At 59.6% G+C, this 18,299-nt stretch carries 18 protein-coding genes; 4 read left to right on the top strand and 14 right to left on the bottom strand.

The features are described from left to right. Window positions 1-90: 90 nt before the first annotated feature. A complete protein-coding gene (locus tag ACQ4W6_RS06070; RefSeq protein ID WP_436566278.1) occupies window positions 91-2,853 on the bottom strand; it encodes a TonB-dependent receptor in 2,763 nt (920 codons plus the stop codon). A 389-nt stretch (window positions 2,854-3,242) separates the two neighbouring features. Here ACQ4W6_RS06070 and ACQ4W6_RS06065 point away from each other — a divergent pair, with 389 nt between their 5' ends. Continuing rightward, a complete protein-coding gene (locus tag ACQ4W6_RS06065; RefSeq protein WP_436566277.1) occupies window positions 3,243-3,983 on the top strand; it encodes a GntR family transcriptional regulator in 741 nt (246 codons plus the stop codon). 329 nt (window positions 3,984-4,312) lie between these two features. Then, a complete protein-coding gene (locus ACQ4W6_RS06060) occupies window positions 4,313-4,471 on the top strand; it encodes a hypothetical protein (RefSeq protein WP_436566276.1) in 159 nt (52 codons plus the stop codon). 116 nt (window positions 4,472-4,587) lie between these two features. On the opposite strand, the gene ACQ4W6_RS06055 is transcribed toward ACQ4W6_RS06060, so the two are convergent. The 7 genes from ACQ4W6_RS06055 to rpsP form a co-directional block, all read right to left on the bottom strand. Further along, window positions 4,588-4,923: a DUF3579 domain-containing protein gene (locus tag ACQ4W6_RS06055; protein WP_436566275.1), complete on the bottom strand. Its 336-nt coding sequence runs from the start codon at window positions 4,921-4,923 to the stop codon at window positions 4,588-4,590. Window positions 4,924-5,174: 251 nt separating this feature from the next. Further along, window positions 5,175-6,134: a CobD/CbiB family protein gene (locus ACQ4W6_RS06050; protein ID WP_436566274.1), complete on the bottom strand. Its 960-nt coding sequence runs from the start codon at window positions 6,132-6,134 to the stop codon at window positions 5,175-5,177. Window positions 6,135-6,231: 97 nt separating this feature from the next. Continuing rightward, window positions 6,232-6,891 (bottom strand): CoA pyrophosphatase, encoded by a 660-nt coding sequence (locus ACQ4W6_RS06045; protein WP_436566273.1) that lies wholly within the window; start codon window positions 6,889-6,891, stop codon window positions 6,232-6,234. 78 nt (window positions 6,892-6,969) lie between these two features. Next, window positions 6,970-7,353, bottom strand: a complete 384-nt coding sequence (gene rplS, locus ACQ4W6_RS06040) for a 50S ribosomal protein L19 (protein WP_010395528.1) — start codon at window positions 7,351-7,353, stop codon at window positions 6,970-6,972. 131 nt (window positions 7,354-7,484) lie between these two features. Continuing rightward, a complete protein-coding gene (gene trmD / locus ACQ4W6_RS06035; protein ID WP_436566272.1) occupies window positions 7,485-8,231 on the bottom strand; it encodes a tRNA (guanosine(37)-N1)-methyltransferase TrmD in 747 nt (248 codons plus the stop codon). 50 nt (window positions 8,232-8,281) lie between these two features. Next, a complete protein-coding gene (gene rimM, locus ACQ4W6_RS06030; RefSeq protein ID WP_436566271.1) occupies window positions 8,282-8,839 on the bottom strand; it encodes a ribosome maturation factor RimM in 558 nt (185 codons plus the stop codon). A 13-nt stretch (window positions 8,840-8,852) separates the two neighbouring features. Further along, entirely contained in the window at window positions 8,853-9,104 is a 252-nt protein-coding gene (gene rpsP / locus ACQ4W6_RS06025; protein WP_010395524.1) for a 30S ribosomal protein S16, read from the bottom strand. Between the two features lie 287 nt (window positions 9,105-9,391). On the opposite strand from rpsP, the gene ACQ4W6_RS06020 reads away from it, so the two are divergent. Next, window positions 9,392-9,826, top strand: coding sequence for an NINE protein (locus tag ACQ4W6_RS06020; protein ID WP_436566270.1), 435 nt, complete (start codon window positions 9,392-9,394; stop codon window positions 9,824-9,826). Window positions 9,827-9,962: 136 nt separating this feature from the next. After that, window positions 9,963-10,589, top strand: a complete 627-nt coding sequence (locus ACQ4W6_RS06015; RefSeq protein ID WP_436566269.1) for a glycine zipper 2TM domain-containing protein — start codon at window positions 9,963-9,965, stop codon at window positions 10,587-10,589. A 110-nt stretch (window positions 10,590-10,699) separates the two neighbouring features. Here the strand turns inward: ACQ4W6_RS06015 and ACQ4W6_RS06010 are convergent, their stop codons facing one another. From ACQ4W6_RS06010 to ACQ4W6_RS05985, 6 genes are all read right to left on the bottom strand, one after another. Then, complete coding sequence (locus ACQ4W6_RS06010; protein ID WP_436566268.1) at window positions 10,700-12,490, bottom strand: acyl-CoA dehydrogenase; 1,791 nt, start codon at window positions 12,488-12,490, stop codon at window positions 10,700-10,702. 92 nt (window positions 12,491-12,582) lie between these two features. Continuing rightward, window positions 12,583-13,515, bottom strand: a complete 933-nt coding sequence (locus ACQ4W6_RS06005) for an electron transfer flavoprotein subunit alpha/FixB family protein (protein ID WP_436566267.1) — start codon at window positions 13,513-13,515, stop codon at window positions 12,583-12,585. A 42-nt stretch (window positions 13,516-13,557) separates the two neighbouring features. Next, the gene (locus ACQ4W6_RS06000; protein ID WP_099379460.1) at window positions 13,558-14,307 is read right to left on the bottom strand and encodes an electron transfer flavoprotein subunit beta/FixA family protein; all 750 of its coding nucleotides are present in this window, start codon (window positions 14,305-14,307) and stop codon (window positions 13,558-13,560) included. A 243-nt stretch (window positions 14,308-14,550) separates the two neighbouring features. Then, window positions 14,551-14,808, bottom strand: a complete 258-nt coding sequence (locus ACQ4W6_RS05995) for a sulfurtransferase TusA family protein (protein ID WP_436566318.1) — start codon at window positions 14,806-14,808, stop codon at window positions 14,551-14,553. Between the two features lie 205 nt (window positions 14,809-15,013). Continuing rightward, the gene (gene alaS / locus ACQ4W6_RS05990; RefSeq protein ID WP_436566266.1) at window positions 15,014-17,626 is read right to left on the bottom strand and encodes an alanine--tRNA ligase; all 2,613 of its coding nucleotides are present in this window, start codon (window positions 17,624-17,626) and stop codon (window positions 15,014-15,016) included. Window positions 17,627-17,755: 129 nt separating this feature from the next. Beyond that, window positions 17,756-18,205 carry a Fur family transcriptional regulator gene (locus tag ACQ4W6_RS05985; protein ID WP_436566265.1) on the bottom strand — a complete coding sequence of 150 codons (450 nt, stop codon included), beginning with the start codon at window positions 18,203-18,205 and terminating at the stop codon, window positions 17,756-17,758. Window positions 18,206-18,299 lie beyond the last annotated feature (94 nt).

Below are 18,299 nucleotides of genomic sequence, written 5' to 3'. Positions count from 1 at the left end.
TGCAATAAAAAATGGCGGAGCCAGCTGCGCTCCGCCATGTGTCATGCCATCCTGGGTGTCCGCCGGGGGGCATCAACTAAGTAAAACGTCTTACATCTTGCCTTGCAGTGCCAGGTAGATCTGGCGGCCGTTCTTGTACAGCGCGCCTGGCATATCGCCGGCACCCGGAGTATGGATGACGGAACGCACAGTCGGATTGTTCAAGTCCTTGCCATCGAGCGTGATCGCCAGGTTTTCGGTCAACTGATAGGCAATCGATGCCGACAGGCTACCGATCGACGACTGGAACGCCGCACTGTTACGGCTGGTGCCGTTCAGGTAACCCGAACGGAAGTTGTACGTCAAACGCGCGCTGAACTTGTCGTTTTCAAAGAAACCGCCAAGGTTGTACGCATTTTTCGACGTGCCGATCAGCGTGCAATCCGGGCTGACCAAGGCGCCGCAAGCCGAACCTGCTGCTTTGCCGGTTTCCTTGCCATCCGTAAAGGTGTAGTTGGCATTGACACCAAAACCAGCTGGCAGGGCTTGCACGTAGGCCAGTTCCACACCTTTGACTTCAGCCGTCGTGTTGATCGGGGTGCCGATCACGTACTCGGTGTTTTTATCTTGCAACTGATTGAAGAACGTTGCCTTGCCGCTGCCATACGTCACGTAGCCATCCAGTGCCGAGTAGAAAGCGCCAGCCGACAGCATCGACTTCGGAGCGAAATACCATTCCACGCCGATTTCAGCATTGTTGGCGCGGATCGGACGCAGATCCGGATTGCCGACAATGCCGAACAATTGCTGATCGCGCAAGTCCAGGCCAGCCATCATACCCAGTTCAGGTCGCGCCATCGTGCGGCTGATGCCGAAACGGCCAACGACATCTTTCGTCACATCCAGGCGGAAGTTAGCGCTAGGCAAGAAGTCGTTATACGTATTCGTATAGTTCTTGATGACATACTGTGCCGCTGGATTCAATTCGTAGCGGTCGACATCTTCCTTGGTGTGAACAAAACGCACGCCGATATTACCCGAGAAGCTGTCTGCACCGAAATTCAACATTGCATAGGCCGATTGGGTCGGCTCCTTGATGTTGAATTCATTCTGGCGCAGGTGGCCGGAGTAGTTGGCATACTTGCTCAGCCAGCCATTGACGGCATCTTGCGAGAACGTCCAATAGCCCGCGCCATTCGTGCCCAGGTCGTTAAAACCACTTGGAAACGAGGTCAGGCCTCCGAATGGCAAATTGGCTGGATTGCCCAGGGCGCCAGCAGCGGTGTTGCCTGCGACATTCGAATTGATGCCGATCGCATCCAGTTTGCGCTCGTGCTGCGCGACGCGCACGCCAAACTGCAGGGACGAAATGGCAGGCAAATCGAGTTTCAGCGTAGCGTCGACCTGGCCATACGTTTCCTTGTCCACTGCCTTCACGTGCGAGCCGTAGGTGTATGGATCACCGCTATTGCCGCCGATCGAAAACTTGTCAGCGCCAGGAATGTTATATCTGATCGGATTGTTTGCACCGTTCATGGTGTAGCCGCCGCCCGTCCAAGGCATCCAGACACCGAGCGCGCCGCTCACGGTTTCGCCGACACCTTTGGTGGTGCCGAGCTTACCGGTCAGCATCAGGCGGTCATTGACGCGATACTTGCCATCCAGATTGATGAAGTCGGACTTGCTCTTGGCGACAGGACGGCTAAAGATTTCCTGCACCGAACCGGACATCGTGGCGCAAGTCGGGCAATTGGCGGGAATCGTGGTATTGACGCTGGTCACGACGCCATTGCTGACGGTACCGCTGACATTCGCGCCAGGATAGCCAGGCGAAGCCCAGGTGTTGCCGATTGCGCGGCCCAGCGATTGCATGAAGTTGTGGTTGATGTTCGGCGCGTCGAGCTGCGAGTGGAACAGGGTCAGGTCCAGCATCAGGTCCTTCGATGGCTTGAGCTGGATATCGATCAAGCCGCCATCGCGAGTACGCTGCTGTTCAAACCAGGCGGTACCACCCAGATAGTTGGTCATGGCGCCAGCTGCACCAGGGATGCCTTGGGCCATGGCCGAACCTGGCTCGACTTTGTCATACCAGATCTGATTTTCCTGGCCGACGCGGCTCAGCGTACGTTTCTGATGGAAACCCTGCACCAATACGCCCAGCGTACTGGCTTCATTCTTCCAGTTAATCATGCCGCTGAACTGAGGATCTTTCTTGCCCGAGTTTGAGGAATAGACGGCGCCCAGGCTGACCTGACCCGTCAAGGATTTCTTGAAGTCGAGCGGCTTGCGGCTCTCGATATCGACCACGCCTTCGGCGCCGCCTTCCAGCAGGTTGGCTTGCGAACCTTTATGCACCGTCACGCGGCCGATCAGTTCCGAAGGGAATAGCGAGAAGCTGACGCTGCGGCCGCCACCGATGATGTTGTCGGCAAACCAGTCGCCGCTGCCAACCGAGTGGCCATTGAAGGTGGTCAGGGTCAGGCCGAACGGTGTGCCGCGCAGGGCGACACGGTCGTTCTCGCCAAAACTGCCCTCGCCGCCGCCGGCAGCGGCCACGCTGACGCCTGGCAAGCGTTGCAGGGAATCAGCAACGTTCTTATCGGGCATCTTGCCCACGTCTTCCGCCGTGATCACTTCAACCAGGCTGTCGGAATTACGTTTTTGGTTCAAGGATTGTTCCAGCGATGCACGGATACCCGTCACGACGACGGTCTGGCCGGCATCCACATCGGCCGTTGCTGCAGGCTTGGTCTCTTTTGCAACGGCTTCCTGCGCATGCGCCGAAAAACTCGCGCCTGCCATCAACATAGCCACAGCAGCGGCGATAGGCGTCAAATTGCGTGCTGCAGAGCTAGCTGTCAAATTGCGTTTCATGTACTCCCCCTTGATTTAAGCTCCAGGATTGGAACCTTTTCATTTTTAACGTAGATCTTCTTTACAGCCCGCCCACTCTCGCTGGCACACTGCAGACCCTTCGGCACAACCACTTACAAAACCAATTCAACGCCAATATACTACTATCCAATACCAGAACACTACCAGTTGCAACTTTTTTTTTATAACGTTGTTTGCATCACACAGACCACTTTGGGTCATTCATTGCGTAGCCCGTATGACAGGACGACATACCAGCGAGAAAAAACAAAAATTGTTGACTTGATAATTGAAATTGGTTTTATAACGGTCTTTTTTGGTATTATCCAGCGACACAAAACAGCGACAGAGCGCGTCTGCAACGCGCCGTAACGGAGACATTGAAGCGTATGACAACCCTGGCTCACATCATGCAAGGCCTGGGGCAGACGAGTAGCCTGCCCCTGTACCAGCAATTGCAGCGCGCGCTGCGCGAAGCGATCGACAAACGCATCCTCGGCCCCGACGAAGCCTTGCCGGCCGAACGCCAGTTGGCCAGCGACCTGGCCGTTTCGCGCATCACCGTGCGCAAGGCCATCGATGGCCTGGTCAACGAAGGCTTGCTGGTGCGGCGCCCCGGCTCGGGCAACTTCATCAATACGCGCATTGAAAAGAACTTCGCCAAGCTGACCTCGTTTTCCGAGGACATGCGCGCACGCGGGCGCACGCCGCGCAGCGTCTGGCTCAAGCGTTCAGAGGGAACCGTCACGCCGGAAGAGGCCTTGCGCCTGCGGCTGTCGCCGGGCGCGCCCGTCTATCGTTTCCACCGCATCCGCTATGCGGACGACGTGCCGATGTGCCTGGAATACGCCACCATCGTGGCCAGCTGCCTGCCGGGCCTGGACGCCGTCGACGTCTCCATGTACGACGCGCTGGAACTGGCAGGCAACCGCCCCACGCGGGCCTTGCAACGCCTGAGCGCCTTATTGCTGACGGGGGACCAGGCCAGTTTGCTGCAGGCGGAGGAAGGCGACGCGGGGCTATCGGTCGAAAGGCTGGGCTTTTTGCGCGATGGCCGCGCCGTGGAATTTTGCCGCTCATACTTCCGCGGCGATATGTATGACTTCGTGGCCGAATTAAGTACCAATTAATACCAATCGTAGAGTTTCCCCATACCAGCCAAAACCACTGATTGCAGTGCAATTGCAGTGCAATCAATATTATTGCCGCATCGCGCCAGGCTATATGCAAGGCAATGGTGAGAGAAAGCGGCGATTATGTCGCCGCGTGGGGAATATGATAAAACGCTGGCGCGGTCTGGATTGGCGCAGCGCACCAGAACGCAGCATTTCCTGTCGCGTGCTCTACGCGGTACCAAGATCGCCTGAACAGGCTGAGACGATGTGCCTGCCATTTGCGTGCGATCGCAGCGATTTGCATGGCCAGCGCATTTGCGCGTGCGCTGATGGCGATGACGGAGATGGACGGAGATGACGATGGCGCGCTCGGCCAGGATGCCGACGGCAGAGCGCTCGCCGTTGGGCTGCCCGGCCACGGCCTGGTCGCCAACGTGGTGCTGGCGCATCGGCGGCGCCGCTTGCTGCACGCTGGTATCACGCGGGTATCACGCTGGCAATGAATCGTTTGCACAGTGCCAATAGCGCCGATACGCATGTCGCCACTCCCTCACCACCGGAATGTCAACGCTACGCCAGCCCACGGTGGCGGGCTTGAGGCAAATCAATTGAACGGGTCTTACTTTTCTTCGGGTGGCGGCAGGAAGCAGGCTTCGACGATCTGCAGGTCGTTATCCTTGGCGAAATCGCGCACGAAGTGAAACGCCAGCGGCTCGATCTCGCGCAGCTTGGTATTGACCACCACCGATTTGACGCCATTGACGACGGTCGGACGCACGTAGGGCGAATACTGGAGGTGCGCGTTGCGCCCGCCACCCTCAGGATTGAAACAGGACATCACTCCGCAAAGGCGTTCGGCCCAATCGCTGGGTCGGAATTGCTTGCCATTGCTGGTGAGACCAAGGATGAAGAACTCGTCTGAGAGTTCCCCTGTTTTTTGAGATAACTCGGCCATGTGGCTTGTCGGGACTGGATTGCGTGAATGGCCCCGGCGGGTAAGCCGGGCTGGTAGTTCAGTTGTGTAACTGCGCTGCGTGTACTGCGGTAAGTCAGTATTATATCTTATAGAAGACTTGGGTTCTACCTCGATCTGCCCTGCAGATGCAAACAGGGGCTGACGCGGATTGCACGTCAGCCCCCTATTTTAACCCTGTTCCACGCGCAAGGCGCATGCACGCGCGCTGTGCGCCGGTAGCGGCGCTGGCATCAGCCGAGGAAAACGGCGCCCGACATCAGCAGCAACAGCAGCATCCACAGCAGCAAGGCGCGCCATACCAGGCCCACCGTGCTCTGCAATGCGCGCGCGCCCGGCTCTTCGCCCGGCAAGATATCGCCTTCGCTGTCGCTGTCATCGACGGCCATGTCCGGTGTGGTGACCACGCGCGCCGCCGTCTCTGCGGGCGTGCCCAGGCGTACGCCCATGGCGCCGCCGCCAGCCGTCAGGATGATGCCGATGGCCTCGTCCTGCCAGCGCTGAGCGAAATTGCGCCAGGCATAGATGGCGTCCTCGAAATTACCCACCACGGCAAACGCCACGGCCGTCAGGCGCACGGGAATCCAGTCGATCCAGTAAAAGGCACGCGCGGCGAACTGACCGAATGCTTCATTGCGCATGTGCTCGGGCTCGTTCCAGGCGCGTGCCAGGTATTCGGCCACGCGGTACATCACGGCGCAGGCAGGGCCAAGCGGCAACAGGAACCAGAAGAAAACGCCAAATACATTGCGATGCGTGGTGATCAGGGCTTTTTCGACGGCGATGCGGGCAATTTCACTCGACTCCATGCCCACCGTGTCAAGCTTGGTCCACTCGGCCAGCAAGGTGCGCGCGGTCGCTTCGTCGCCGGCGCTCAAGGCCAGCTGGATCGAGGTGAAGTAATGACTGTAATGGCGAAAGCCCAGGGTCAGATAGACGATGAGGACATTCCAGGCAAAGGCCAGCAGGGTCAACTGGTAATGGAGCAAGATCCAGTACACGCCCGCCGTCGGCACCATCAGCACACCGATCATGAGGAACCAGCCCATGCGGCCATGGTTGGCATGGCCGGCATTGAACCAGGTCTCCATGCGCATGGCCAGGCTCTTGATCTCGGCGTAGATGGGATTGTCCGCGCGCAAAGGTTTGAGCTGCTCGATCAGCAATGCGCAAAGTATGGAGAGAAATGTCATCAAACGTCCTTTTTGTCTTTTTCAGCAATACCGCAATGCCCGCTACGATAGCGCAGTGCAGTGCTGGAATCAAACTTATTACGTGCGGGGCGCCATTTTACGCGCGCAAGAGGTGAAACAGATTGCGCAGCATGCCGGCAGTAGCACCCCAAATATAGAACCGCTCGTACGGCATGGCATAGAACGAGCGGCGTCCGCCCGGCAATTCCACCGACAGGCGCTGATGATTGACGCCATCCATCAGGAAGGCCAGCGGCACCTCAAAGATTTCCGCCACTTCCGACGGGTCGGCGCGCAGCTCGAACGGCGGCGTGACCAGGCCGACCACGGGCGTGACCCGGTAGCCGGTGCCCGTCAGGTAGTCGGGCAGGCAGCCCAGCACTTCGATATGTGCACGCGACAAACCCACCTCCTCTTGCGTTTCGCGCAGGGCGGTGGCGACCGGCGAGCCATCGAACGGCTCGCTGCGCCCGCCGGGAAAGCTGACCTGCCCGGCATGGCTGCTCAGGTGATCGGTGCGCATGGTCAGGAGGATGGTCAGGCCCTGCGGGCGTTGCACCAAGGCAATAAGCACGGCGGCCGGCACCGGTTCGGCGCGGGCAGACAGAAAATCCTGGGTAATCTCGGGGCGCCAGTCAGGCTGCTCGCGCAGGCGCTGGCGCAGCCAGCCGGCCGTCAGGCGCTCGGCGTCCAGCGCCGCTTCGCCTGCGATACTATCGATGGCAAGTTGTTGTGGATCAAATGTGATGGTGGCCATGCAGCCATTCTCCATTGAGACAGCATCAATAAAAAAAGGGCGCCGAAAGGCACCCTTTTCCCAACGCAGACGCTGATATTACGCGCTTGCTTTCGCCACAACGCGGCGATTTGGCAATTTTTCTTTGATACGCGCCGATTTACCCGAACGCTCACGCAGATAGTACAGCTTGGCGCGGCGAACATCACCACGGCGTTTCACTTCGATCGAAGCGATCAGCGGCGAGTACAGTTGGAACGTACGCTCAACGCCTTCGCCGGACGAGATCTTACGAACGATGAAGTTCGAGTTCAGGCCACGGTTACGACGGGAGATAACGACGCCTTCGTATGCCTGGGCGCGCTTGCGCGTACCTTCGACTACGTTGACGCTGACGATAACGGTATCGCCTGGTGCGAATTCAGGAATGGTTTTACCCAGACGAGCAATTTCTTCTTGCTCTAATTGTTGAATCAAGTCCATTTTATAACTCCGAAAACCATCATGCCGGCGCACTGTGGATAGCGTACTATCCGCCCGGTAGAGGATGGGTATTGCATATGGGCAACATGCCCGGCACTATCAACCACCCTGCTGGCCATCAGAAGACGGTTTTACAAGCTGGCCAAGAATTTTTCGTCGGTCTTGCTGAGCAAGCCGGCGGCGCGCGCGCTGACCAGCAGGTCAGGACGCTTCTTTACGGTCGCTTCCAGCATGCGCTGGCGGCGCCACTTGCCTATCTCGGCATGATTGCCACCCATCAAGACGGGCGGGACAAACATGCCTTCATATGTTTCCGGCCGCGTATAGTGCGGCGAATCGAGCAAGCCATTGACGAAGCTGTCTTCGATGGCCGATGCCTCGGTGTTCAAGACACCTGGCAACAGGCGGATCACTGCATCCATCAGCGCCATGGCGGGTAATTCACCGCCCGACAGGACGAAGTCGCCGACGCTGATTTCCTCGTCGACACAACGGTCCAGCAGACGCTGGTCCACGGCTTCATAGCGGCCACACAGGATTACCAGGCCAGGCTCGGCTTTCAACTGCGTGACACGCTCGTGCGTCAGCGGACGGCCTTGCGGCGACATGAACACCACGCGGGGCGCCGCCAGGCCGAGTTCGGCTTGGCGTTGCTTTGCGGCATTAATTGTCGCTTCGAGCGGACGGGCCATCATCACCATGCCAGGACCGCCGCCATATGGGCGGTCATCCACGGTACGGTGATTATCGGTCGTGAAATCACGGGGATTCCACAGCGACAAGCCACATTTATTCTGTTCGAAGGCACGCCGGGTCACACCCGACTGCGTCAGCGCGGCAAACATTTCCGGAAACAGGGTCACGACATCAAATTGCATCGCTCGCCATCTCAAAAACATTGCCCGGCGCAATATAAAGCGCAGGCGGTTTAATAATCGAGGCCCCAGTCGACCGTGATCTTGTTGGCGGTCTTGTCAACGTTAATGACAAATTGACCGACAAACGGGATCAGGCGCTCAGGCGCCTTATCGAAGGAATCGTCGGCAATGGCGACCGGAGCAACGCGCAAGATTGATTGCGGACCATTGCTCATCATGTCAGTCACTACACCGAGGCACTCGCCTTGCAAATTCTCAACTGTCAGTCCGATCAGATCGGACCAATAAAATTCATCGGCCGTCAGCGTCGGGAAATGGCTACGCGGAATTTGCACAGAGACGCCTTTCAGCGCTTCTGCGGCATCCCGCCCGACCACACCCACCAGCTGGGCCACGACGTCGCCGCCGTGTAACTTCGCCTGCCTGACTTCGACATCATGCAAGGTCGGTTTATCAAACCACCAGGTTTTAACGCTTAATAATGCATCCGCGTCGTCGGAGAAAGGAGTGATCCTGACCCCGCCAGCAATGCCATAGGCACCGGAGACATAGCCTACCTGTACCAGGTCATCGGGGACTTTCACCCCGGATGCAGTCTTGACCGTCAAACCAGTGATCTAATTAAGCTGCTGCTTTGTTGTTGCTAGCTACCAGGCGAGCAACGGTTGGCGACAATTGTGCGCCAACGCCTTGCCAGTAGGCCAGACGGTCTGCGGTGATACGCAGTGGGACTTCGCCACCTTGCGCCATCGGGTTGTAAAAACCGATACGCTCAATGAAGCGACCATCGCGGCGATTGCGCGAATCAGTAGCGACGATGTTGAAGAACGGGCGCTTCTTGGCGCCTCCACGAGCTAAACGAATAACGACCATAATATTTCCAAAAAGTGTGCTGAGGCGGAAAAAGCCGCAAATTATAGCGCGCTTTACCGCCAGGCAGCAAGCGTTATGATGACGGGCGTGTAATTTGGGCTAATCAAACATTATGACCAGACATCGCCGAAGACGCAATAGGCGCGTGCGTCTATCGTGCCGGCAATGGCATGAATATGCCGCTGGATCACGCGACATCATCGCACAATGCTGCATGAAAGAGCTATCGCTGCGCCGGACAATGCGCAATACTGGCCATATTTACCGAAAAGCAACTCTGGAGTCCCATGACCACCACGACCATTTTGCAACAGTCGCACAAGAACAAGGCGTTCACTACCCTGCTGGCCTTCCTGCTGGGTGGCCTGGGCGCGCAGCGTTTTTATTTGCACGGCATCAGGGATGCCTGGGGCTGGCTGCACCTGGCCGCCCTGCCCGCCACGCTGCTGCTGCGCCAGGTGTATCCCGAGGCCGACTGGTTTTACCAGATCCTGCCCCTGACCCTGTCTGCGCTGGCCGGCTTCCTGGAAGCACTGGTACTGGGCTTGATGCCGGACGACAAATGGGATGCGCGCTACAACGCCGGCACAGGCCGCCAATCGGACACGGGCTGGCCACTGGCCGTGGTGCTGGTCGCCACCTTGATGCTAGGCGCAGGCATGCTGATCGCTACCATGGCGCGCCTGTTCGACTTGCTGTACACGGGCGGCGCCTACGGTTAATTCTCGCGTGAAAATCACGTCAGTCATGTGCACCCGGCGCACATGTAAGTGTTGGTAAGCAATCATGATTTTCCTCTATACTGGATTCACAATGCTGGCATTACTGGCACATTCAACACCCACACAGGAGAAGTTCATGATACGTCGCCCATTCATCCTCGCAGTGGCCATCACGGCCCTGTTCAGCACTTCCGCCTTCGCGCAGAACCTCTCGCCCAAGGCGCAATACACCTACGATACGAAGCAGGCCAGCACGCGTCATGCGGACGATAAGAAATTGTGCGCCGAAGAGACCAGTTCGAAAGCCCGCATGCAGTGCCTGCGCGACGCCAAGAGCGAGTACGACCAGGCCATCATCCACGCCAAGGCGGCACAAAAAGCGGGCAACTCCTATGCCGGCCAGAACAGCAAGCCTGCACAGCAGCAAATCTGCGCCGACTGCGGCAAGGTGCTGGCAGTCAATGTCAGCGAAAAAGCCGGTGAAGGCGGCGCCCTGGGCATGATCGGCGGCGGCGTGGCCGGCGCCCTGCTGGGGCGTCAGGTGGGTAGCGGACGCGGCAAGGACCTGGCCACACTGGCCGGTGCCGCCGGTGGCGCTTTTGCCGGCAAGCAAGTCGAAGGCCACATGAAAAACGCCAAGACATGGACCGTCACGGTGCAATATGAAACGGGCGCCAAAGCCGACTTCGCCTTTGACCAGGACCCTGGCCTCGCCGCAGGCGACCTGGTGCGCAATTCCGGCACAGGCATTGCCCGCAGATAAGCCTCGGCCAGCCACCCGCCGCGCATGAAAAAAGCGCTGGAGATCACTCTCCAGCGCTTTTTTTCTTCCAGCCGAGCCGGCCATCGACCATCAACGGCAAGGTTTTTAAATTAAAACTGCTCTTCGGACAAGGCCATCACGCCAGCGCTGCCGTCGATGATGGTGGCGCGCAAGCCGGGCGCTTGCGACAGGATGTGATCGGCAAAGAAGCGCGCGGTGGCGATCTTGGCCTTGTAGAACGAGGCGTCGCCGCTGCCCTCACCCAGCTTTTGCTGCGCCGCCACGGCCGCGCGCGCCATTTGCCAGCCACCCAGTACGATGCCGGCCAGCTTCAGGTACGGCACGCTGCCGGCAAACACCGCCTTGATATCTGACTTCATGTTGGCCACGACGTACTCGACCACCGCCTCCAGGGCAGCGCTGCCTTCGGCCAGGTGGCGCTGCATGGCCTGGAAATCAGCACCGGAGAGCTCGCCCAACTGGGCTTCCGTGGCGCGCACCTGGGCGATGATGGCTTTCGCCACGGCGCCGCCGTCGCGCACCGTCTTGCGCCCCACCAGGTCGTTCGCCTGGATCGCCGTCGTGCCTTCGTAGATGGTCAGGATCTTGGCGTCGCGGTAATGCTGGGCGGCACCTGTTTCCTCAATGAAACCCATGCCGCCATGCACTTGCACGCCGTCGCGGGCAACATCCTGCGCCATTTCCGTCGACCAGCCCTTGATGACGGGCACCAGGTATTCATAGGTCGCCAGGCTTTCCGCGCGCACGTCCGCGTCCGGATGGTGGTGCGCCACGTCGCTGATGGCCGCGCCCACGTAGGCCAGCGCGCGCGCCGCCTCCGTTTGCGAGCGCATCGACATCAGCATGCGGCGCACGTCTGGGTGCTGGATGATGGAGACCGGGCCAGGGGAACCTGCCAGGTCGCGCGACTGCACGCGGTCTTTGGCAAACGCCACCGCTTGCTGGTAGGCGCGCTCGGCCAGGCCGATGCCCTGCAGGCCCACGCCGAAGCGGGCCGCGTTCATCATGATGAACATGTATTCCAGGCCACGGTTTTCCTCGCCCACCAGGGTGCCGATGGCGCCGCCATGGTCGCCGAACTGCAACACGGCCGTGGGGCTGGCCTTGATGCCCAGCTTGTGTTCGATCGAGACGCAATGGGCGTCGTTGCGCGCGCCCAGGCTGCCGTCCGCATTGACGAGCAATTTCGGCACGATGAACAGCGAAATGCCTTTGACGCCTGCGGGTGCGTCCGGCGTGCGGGCCAGCACCAGGTGGACGATGTTTTCCGCCATGTCGTGCTCGCCATACGTGATGAAAATCTTCGTGCCAAACACTTTGTAGGTGCCGTCGCCCTGCGGCACGGCGCGCGTGCGCACGGCAGCGAGGTCGGAGCCCGCCTGCGGCTCCGTCAGATTCATGGTGCCGGTCCACTTGCCCGACACCAGGTTTTCCAGGTAAATCGCCTTTTGTTCATCGCTGCCGGCCGTCAGCAGCGCTTCGATGGCGCCATCCGACAGCAGGGCCACCAGGGCGAACGAGATGCTGGCCGAGTTGAGCATTTCAATACAGGGCGTCGCCAGCAGCTTGGGCAAGCCCTGGCCGCCGAACTCGGTTGGATGCTGCACGCCCTGCCAGCCCGCCTCGCCATACGCCTTGAACGCTTCCTTGAAGCCTTTCGACGTGGTGACCTGGCCATCGTGCCAGAAACTCGGTTCCTTGTCGCTGGGGCCGTTCAGAGGGGCCACCACGCCACCGCAGAACTTGGCGTTCTCTTCCAGCACCGCTTCGGCAGTATCCGGCGTCGCGTCTTCGCAGCCAGGCAGGGTGTGGATGTCGGCCAGGCCGGCCAGTTCGTTCATGACGAACAACATATCTTTCAGCGGGGCTTGATAGCTCATTTTATTTTCTCCAAGAAAAAAGCCACGCGCGGCTCGCCGTGTGGGGCGGGCCGGCGTGGCTTCGTAATATACAAAACCGGGATGGGTACGACTTAACCCAACTCTTTAACCAGTTGCGGCACGATCTCGAACAGATCGCCCACGATGCCGTAGTCGGCCACGGCAAAGATCGGCGCTTCCGGATCTTTATTGATGGCAACGATGGTCTTCGAATCTTTCATGCCGGCCAGATGCTGGATCGCGCCCGAGATACCGACGGCGATGTACAGCGATGGCGCAACGATCTTGCCCGTCTGGCCCACTTGCCAGTCGTTCGGCACGAAGCCAGCATCGACGGCGGCGCGCGAAGCACCCATGGCGGCGCCCAGCTTGTCGGCCAGCGGCTCCAGAATATGGAAGTTTTCTGCCGAACCCATGCCACGCCCGCCCGACACGATGATTTTCGCGGCGGTCAGTTCAGGACGGTCAGACTTGGCCAGTTCGCGGCCCACGAAGGCCGACTTGCCGTTGTCAGCCACGGCTGCGATGGTTTCTGTGGCAGCCGAACCGCCGCTGGCGGCAGCCGCATCGAAACCGGTGGTGCGCACGGTGATGACCTTGACCTTGTCGCCAGATTGCACGGTGGCAATGGCGTTACCGGCGTAGATTGGGCGCTCGAACGTGTCGGGCGAATCGACCTTGGTGATTTCCGAGATTTGCGCTACATCAAGCTTGGCGGCAACGCGTGGCAGGATGTTCTTGCCGTAGGCGGTGGCCGGGGCCAGGATGTGGCTGTAGTTGCCGGCGATGGCCAGCACTTGCTCGGCCACGTTTTCGGCCAGGCCGTCGGCAAAGTAAGGCGCGTCGGCCACGATGACTTTCGTCACGCCGGCGATTTGCGCGGCAGCGGCCGCAGCGGCCGCAGCGTTCGAACCTGCGACGAGCACGTGCACGTCGCCGCCGCACTGGGCAGCGGCGGTCACGGTGTGGTGGGTGCTACCCTTTAAGGTAGCGTTGTCGTGTTCAGCAATAACTAATGCGACCATGATGTGTCCTGTAATTGTTCTGGATAAACGGCGGGGCCGCGCTTAGATGACTTTGGCTTCGGTGCGCAGCTTGGCGACCAGGGTAGCGACGTCCGGCACCTTGATGCCGGCCGAGCGCTTGGCTGGCTCGACGACTTTCAGGGTTTTCAGGCGCGGCGCCACATCGACGCCCAAGTCTTCCGGCTTGACGGTCTCGAGCGGCTTTTTCTTGGCCTTCATGATGTTCGGCAACGTCACATAGCGCGGCTCGTTCAGGCGCAGATCGGTGGTGATGATCGCTGGCAAGGTCAATGCCAGGGTTTCCAGGCCGCCGTCGACTTCGCGCGTGACGGTGACTTTGCCGTCTTCCAGCACGACTTTCGAGGCGAAGGTGGCTTGTGGCCAACCCAGCAGGGCTGCCAGCATCTGGCCGGTCTGGTTGCTGTCGTCATCGATGGCTTGCTTGCCCAGGATGATCAATTGCGGCTGCTCTTTCTCGGCCAGGGCCTTGACCAGCTTGGCCACGGCCAGCGGTTCCAGTTCAGTCGTCGTTTCCACCAGGATACCGCGGTCGGCGCCGATGGCCATGGCGGTGCGCAGGGTTTCCTGGCACTGCGTCACGCCGCAGGAAATCGCAACCACTTCGGTGACCTTGCCGGCTTCTTTCAGGCGCATCGCCTCTTCCAGCGCGATCTCATCGAAAGGGTTCATCGACATTTTGACGTTGGCGGTATCGACGCCAGTGCCGTCACTCTTGACGCGGACTTTGACGTTATAGTCGACCACGCGTTTGACGGGTACCAAGACTTTCATAGCTATGCCTTTGGGAAATTATAAAAATGACGGATCAAGTGCTGAGTGTGCGTTCGATTATAAGAGAAATTTGCGTCCTGAACCGAATTTAAGCACGATCGTGCGATTTTTTGTTAGAGCAAATCATCTAAATTGCCACGCTTAGTCAAATTCAGGGAGTTATTTATTGCGCTGCAGGGCAGCAAAAGGCGCCGGCGAGGCAACGGAAACCAGGCCGCGCCACGGCGGCCCCGGCTGGCAGAATTATTTGCGCTGCATCAGGAAGACGAACTCGGTGCCCGTCTGCACATGCGACAGCAGGGCATTGCCCGTTTGCTTGGCAAAGGCCTGGAAGTCGCGCACGGAACCGGGATCGGTTGCCATGATGCGCAGCACTTCGCCGCTTTGCAGCTCTGACAAAGCCTTCTTCGCCTTCAGGATCGGCATAGGGCAATTCAAGCCCCGTGCGTCGAGTTCCTTGTGAAATTCCATAATCTCGGTATCAAGTAGTGTGTCGCTCATCATCAATATCCCACCATTTTTGTTGTACTGATTTTCGACATACTACTCTAAATCAGGGGTATTGACGCGCTGCACCAAAATAGTTCATCGGCTGTTGTGAGGTCACAACGGCATTCAAAAAGAAATAACGGCCCGCAAACACTGTCTGCGGGCCGCTTTCAAGAGGCTGTGGGGCGAAAACCCCGCATGCCTGTTAGCTTACGCCTTATTTCGCGCGTTCGCCCACCCAGGACGGTACGCCGGCCAAGGCATGGGCCAGACCGCTAGGATCGGTGCCGCCAGCTTGCGCCATATCGGGGCGTCCGCCGCCTTTTCCGCCCACTTGCTGTGCAACGAAGTTCACCAGCTCGCCCGCCTTGACCCTGGCAGTGGCGTCGGCAGTGACGCCGGCGATCAGGCTGACCTTGCCGTCGGCAACGCTGGCCAGCACGATGGCGGCCGTTTTCAGCTTGTCCTTCAGCTTGTCCATGGTTTCGCGCAGGCGCGCCACGTCGGCGCCGTCGAGCACGGCAGCGAGCACCTTGATGCCGTTCACATCGACCGCCTGCGTGACCAGCTCATCGCCCTGGCCGGACGCCAGTTTCGACTTCAAGGCCGCCAATTCCTTCTCCAGCGCCTTCACATGGTCTTGCACCTGGACGATACGGGCCGTCAGCTCTTCCGGCGGCGCCTTCAGCGCATGCGCCGCTTCGACCAGGCGGCGGTTGATGCTTTGCACCAGCGCCAGCGCGCCCTCGCCCGTCACCGCTTCGACGCGGCGGATACCGGCGGCCACGCCGCTTTCGCCGATGATCTTGAACAGGCCGATGTCGCCCGTGCGCTGCACGTGGACGCCGCCGCACAGCTCTTTCGAGCTGCCGATGTCGAGCACGCGCACTTCGTCGCCGTATTTCTCGCCGAACAATGCCATCGCGCCATGCTTGACGGCATCGTCAAACGACATCAGGTGGGATTGCGTGGCGTGGTTTTCCAGGATCTCTTTGTTGACAATGGTTTCCACGGCGGCGATTTGCTCGGCAGTCATCGGTGCATTGTGGCTGAAGTCGAAACGGGTCTTGTCCGGGTCGACCAGCGAGCCCTTTTGCGCCACGTGGCCGCCCAGTACTTCGCGCAAGGCCTTGTGCATCAAGTGCGTGGCCGAGTGGTTGCGGATGGTGCGTGCGCGCTTGGCCGTATCGACCTCGGCCGAGACGGCGTCGCCCACTTTGAGCACGCCCGATGCGAGCACGCCATGGTGGCCGAAGACGTCAGCCTGGATTTTCAGGGTGTCGCTGACGGCAAAAGTGCCGCTGCCTGCGGAAATCACGCCCTGGTCGCCCACCTGGCCGCCCGACTCGGCGTAGAACGGCGTGGTGTCGAGCACCACGATGCCATCCTGGCCCGCCTTGAGTTCGACTACCGGCGTGCCGGCTGCATACAGCGCGACAACCTTGCTGCTGAAAGTCAGTTGATCGTAGCCGACAAACTTGTTTTTCACGCCCGCGTACTCGACCTTGCTATCCTTGTGCGTCTTGCCGCCCTTGCGCGACAGTTCCTGGCTTTCCTTCAGCGCCGCGTCGTAGCCGGCCTGGTCGAAAATGATATTGCGTTCGCGGCAGATGTCGGCCGTCAGGTCAGGCGGGAAGCCATACGTTTCGTACAGGGTGAAGGCGGTGGCGCCGTCGATGCCGGTGGCATCCTTGGCCAGCTGCGCTTCCAGCACTTTCATGCCCGTTTCCAGGGTTTCGCCGAAACGCTCTTCCTCGGCCTTGAGCATGTTCGCGACATTACCCTTGGCTTCTTCCAGCTCAGGATAGGCGCCGCCCATCTCGATGGCCAGGTCGGCCACCAGCTTGTAGAAGAATGGCTTGGTCTGGCCCAGCTTGTGGCCATGGCGCAAGGCGCGGCGGATGATGCGGCGCAACACATACGCGCGCCCTTCGCTGCCAGGAATGACGCCGTCGACGATCATGAAGGCGGCGGCGCGGATGTGGTCGGCGATCACGCGCAGCGACTTGTTTTCCAGGTCCGTGGCGCCCGTTTCGCGCGCGGCGGCGCGGATCAGATGCTGGAACAGGTCGATCTCGTAGTTCGAATGCACGTGCTGCAGCACGGCGGCCAGGCGTTCCATGCCCATGCCCGTATCGACGCAAGGCTTGGGCAGCTTGTGCATGACGCCCGCTTCGTCGCGGTTGAACTGCATGAACACCAGGTTCCAGATTTCAATGAAGCGGTCGCCATCTTCGTCCGGCGAACCCGGCGGGCCGCCAGGAATGTCGGCGCCATGGTCGTAGAAGATTTCCGTGCACGGACCGCATGGGCCCGTATCGGCCATCTGCCAGAAGTTATCCGAAGCGTAGCGCGCGCCCTTGTTGTCGCCGATGCGGATGATGCGCTCGGTTGGTACGCCGATTTCCTTGGCCCAGATGTCGTACGCTTCATCATCTTCGATATACACGGTGACCGTCAGTTTGTCGGCCGGCAAGCCATATACCTTGGTCAGCAATTCCCACGCGTACTGGATGGCATCGCGCTTGAAATAGTCGCCGAAGCTGAAGTTGCCCAGCATTTCAAAGAAAGTATGGTGGCGCGCCGTGTAGCCGACGTTTTCCAGGTCGTTGTGCTTGCCGCCGGCGCGCACGCAGCGCTGCACGGAGGTGGCACGCGTGTACGGGCGGCTGTCCGTGCCTGTAAACACGTCCTTGAATTGCACCATGCCGCTGTTCGTCAACAGCAAGGTCGGATCATTGCCTGGCACCAGGGAGCTGGAACGGACGATGGAATGGCCCTTGGACTCGAAAAATTTGAGGAACTTGTCGCGGATTTCAGATGATTTCATGTTTTTTTGGCAAAGAGTGGCGGCAGCTTTAAAGGGAAGATTATACGTGATATAGCTACGGGCAATCAGGCCTGGCAAGGGCATGCGCGCTGAAATGTTGCGCCCATGCCCACAGCACAGCCTGCCCGTTCAGGCTACGTCGTGCTGGCTGGAACAGGCGTGCGGCGCCGTGGCGGCAGCGGCAGGGGCGGCAGCGGCGGCTGAGGCATTGCAGTCGGCACAGCGGCCGTACAGGGTCAGTTCGTGGCGCTCGACGACAAAGCCTTGCGGCGCCATGCGTTTCAAGTCGCCCGGGCAATCATGCACGTCAAACACGCGCTGGCACGTAGTGCACTGGAAATGGTGGTGGTGGTGATTGGCGGCCGCGTTCGACTCGTAGCGCGGGTTTTCACCCGGCAAGGTGACAACGTGCACCTTTTCTTCCTGCACCAGCGACTTCAGATTGCGGTAAACGGTGGCAATGCCCAGCTGCGCCACCTGCAAGCTGGCCTGTTCGAGGATTTCCTGCGCCGACAGCGGGCGCTGGGCCGACTCGATGGCGGCTTGAATGGCGGTTTTTTGACGTGTTGTGCGTTCCATAGCCTACACAATACACCATCCGCCTTTTGCCACCGCCTGGAAAAACTGCCACCATCTAATGATAATGGGTTATCATTATCATTTTTAGGCAGCC

It is taken from the genome of Janthinobacterium woesei, assembly GCF_051380875.1.
In the GTDB taxonomy this organism is placed as follows: Bacteria; Pseudomonadota; Gammaproteobacteria; order Burkholderiales; family Burkholderiaceae_D; genus Janthinobacterium.
This window is presented reverse-complemented; position numbering and strand designations above follow the sequence as displayed.

Coding starts and splice junctions, on each gene's coding strand:
- ACQ4W6_RS06050 (WP_436566274.1), bottom strand. CDS start 6,134: ATGACATTTCTCTCCATACTTTGCGCATTGCTGATCGAGCAGCTCAAA.
- ACQ4W6_RS06000 (WP_099379460.1), bottom strand. CDS start 14,307: ATGAAAGTCTTGGTACCCGTCAAACGCGTGGTCGACTATAACGTCAAA.
- ACQ4W6_RS06045 (WP_436566273.1), bottom strand. CDS start 6,891: ATGGCCACCATCACATTTGATCCACAACAACTTGCCATCGATAGTATC.
- ACQ4W6_RS06065 (WP_436566277.1), top strand. CDS start 3,243: ATGACAACCCTGGCTCACATCATGCAAGGCCTGGGGCAGACGAGTAGC.
- ACQ4W6_RS05995 (WP_436566318.1), bottom strand. CDS start 14,808: ATGAGCGACACACTACTTGATACCGAGATTATGGAATTTCACAAGGAA.
- ACQ4W6_RS06060 (WP_436566276.1), top strand. CDS start 4,313: ATGGACGGAGATGACGATGGCGCGCTCGGCCAGGATGCCGACGGCAGA.
- ACQ4W6_RS06015 (WP_436566269.1), top strand. CDS start 9,963: ATGATACGTCGCCCATTCATCCTCGCAGTGGCCATCACGGCCCTGTTC.
- rplS (WP_010395528.1), bottom strand. CDS start 7,353: ATGGACTTGATTCAACAATTAGAGCAAGAAGAAATTGCTCGTCTGGGT.
- ACQ4W6_RS05985 (WP_436566265.1), bottom strand. CDS start 18,205: ATGGAACGCACAACACGTCAAAAAACCGCCATTCAAGCCGCCATCGAG.
- rpsP (WP_010395524.1), bottom strand. CDS start 9,104: ATGGTCGTTATTCGTTTAGCTCGTGGAGGCGCCAAGAAGCGCCCGTTC.
- alaS (WP_436566266.1), bottom strand. CDS start 17,626: ATGAAATCATCTGAAATCCGCGACAAGTTCCTCAAATTTTTCGAGTCC.
- ACQ4W6_RS06010 (WP_436566268.1), bottom strand. CDS start 12,490: ATGAGCTATCAAGCCCCGCTGAAAGATATGTTGTTCGTCATGAACGAA.
- trmD (WP_436566272.1), bottom strand. CDS start 8,231: ATGCAATTTGATGTCGTGACCCTGTTTCCGGAAATGTTTGCCGCGCTG.
- ACQ4W6_RS06055 (WP_436566275.1), bottom strand. CDS start 4,923: ATGGCCGAGTTATCTCAAAAAACAGGGGAACTCTCAGACGAGTTCTTC.
- ACQ4W6_RS06020 (WP_436566270.1), top strand. CDS start 9,392: ATGACCACCACGACCATTTTGCAACAGTCGCACAAGAACAAGGCGTTC.
- ACQ4W6_RS06005 (WP_436566267.1), bottom strand. CDS start 13,515: ATGGTCGCATTAGTTATTGCTGAACACGACAACGCTACCTTAAAGGGT.
- ACQ4W6_RS06070 (WP_436566278.1), bottom strand. CDS start 2,853: ATGAAACGCAATTTGACAGCTAGCTCTGCAGCACGCAATTTGACGCCT.